The organism is Gordonia sp. NPDC057258 (assembly GCF_042668985.1).
Taxonomy (GTDB): Bacteria; Actinomycetota; Actinomycetes; order Mycobacteriales; family Mycobacteriaceae; genus Gordonia; species Gordonia hongkongensis.
Genome location: NZ_JBHUXZ010000074.1, coordinates 318 through 2,143, shown reverse-complemented (window position 1 = coordinate 2,143; position 1,826 = coordinate 318). Strand labels below are relative to the sequence as shown.

Sequence of the window (1,826 nt, the reverse complement as noted above, 5' to 3'; positions counted from 1 at the left end):
CAACGGTCGACAAGCCCAGATCACTCAAAGCGAGGTAGGTCGGAATCGTCGAGATCAGTATCCATTCGCCGTATTTCGCCGCGCCCCACACCGACAGAAACAGGGGAACCGATACGATCTGGGCGAACACACTCACGGCCTGTCCGAGACCGTGAGCGAGAAATGCCTTGATGATGCGTTGTGCCGACATGGTGGGTTCGAATCGATAGCCGGGCTAGGCTGGTCGTCCGGGCCCGGTCTTGAAATTATTGCCGTGGTGCGTATTCGTACTGATACGCGTACTTGTATTTCCCGTATGCGTACCCCGCTGTGTTCAGGGGCAGATCGTTGAAGATCACGCCTTTCAGCGTCCCGCCCCCCTGGCGCAACTGCTTGATTGCCATTTCCACTTCCCGCGGTGGATTCGCGCCGAAGCGCAACACCAGCAGCGTCACACCGGCGTAGCGACCTATGATGGCGGGGTCCGTGACGGCCAGCACGGGTGGGGTATCGACGATTACGTGGTCGTATCGGGACGAGAGCTGACTCAACACCTGTTCGAAGTTGGGATGCAGCAGGAGCTCGGCCGCATTCGGCGGCAGTTCGCCGGTAGGAATGAAGTCAAGACCCTTCACGAGCGTGTCGGGCTGGATGAATTCGCCGGCGTCGCCACCCGATCTGATCAACTCGGTCAATCCACGTCCTCGCGCCGCCCCGACGTAGCGGTGCAGGTAGCCGCGACGGAGGTCTCCGTCGATCAGCAGCACTCTCTTTCCCGAACTCGCCATCAACGCAGCGAGGTTGACGGCAATGAACGACTTGCCCACGCCCGGTGCGGGGCCGGTCAGCATCAGTATGTTGTTTCTGGCATCGAACTGAGCGAACTGCAATGCGGTGCGCAAGCTGCGAATGGCTTCGACGGCAAGATCGGTCGGTGCGGCCCGGGCGAGCAACGGCGCATTGTTACCGCCCGCTCGCTCGATGCGTCCGAACGTAGACTGTTGATCAGAGTGCGGAATCGTCGCATAGACGGGAATCCCGAACTTGTCTTCGACTTCGGCCGGATCTTCGATTCCGCTGCGCAGTGCCTTGAACGCGAAGGCGGTGACCAGGCCCACGAATATGCCGAGCGTGGTGGCCACGAGGATGATCAGACCGGGACGCGGCCATACCGGCACCGTAATCAGCTCGGCGCCGTCGAGCAGACGGACATTACCGGTCTTGCCCGCCTTCAGTACCCTCAATTGCTCGACATTGTTGAGCAGCGTGGTATAGATTTCCTGCGCCACCATCGCGTCACGAGCGAGGCCGACGGTATCCTGCTCGTTGGCGGGAATCGCTTTCAGTCGCTGGTTGAATGCCGCGATCTGAGCGTTGACGGTATCGAGCTGCCGATTGACGGCGTCGACATTAGGATGCCGCGGGGTGAAGCGCTGAAGCAGTTGATCACGCTGAAGAACGAGCTGACTCTTCTGAACCTCCGCCTGCACGATCTGGTTCAGCAAGCTCTGGGCCTCGACCGGCAGATCGACGATGGTGTTTTTAGTCCTGTAATTGTTGTACTTCGTTTCCGCCTTCGTCAGATTGTCCTTCAACCCGGGCAACTGGCGGTCGAGGAACCGAATCATGTTGTCCGCCTCCGCCGACTTTCTGTCGACGTTCTGCTTGACATACAGCCGTGCGATCTCGTTGAGCACGGCCTGAGTCTTGTGCGGATCGTCGCTGCGCCAGACCGTGCTGATGATGCCGGAATCTTTCCCTTGCTCGGAGATGTTCAGAGACTTCTGAAGTCGCGTGATGACATCGAGACGCTTCGAGTGAACGAGCTGAAATCGCGTCCCCGGCCG

The 1,826-nt window shown here is 59.5% G+C and carries 2 protein-coding genes; both read right to left on the bottom strand.

Features of this window, described 5'->3' with window-relative positions:
* A partial coding sequence (locus ACFUEJ_RS24125) for a hypothetical protein (RefSeq protein WP_388032365.1) occupies positions 1-190 on the bottom strand: 190 nt, incomplete at its 3' end.
* Positions 191-245: 55 nt separating this feature from the next.
* Positions 246-1,676, bottom strand: a complete 1,431-nt coding sequence (locus ACFUEJ_RS24120) for a polysaccharide biosynthesis tyrosine autokinase (protein WP_388032363.1) — start codon at positions 1,674-1,676, stop codon at positions 246-248.
* Between the last annotated feature and the right edge of the window lie 150 nt (positions 1,677-1,826).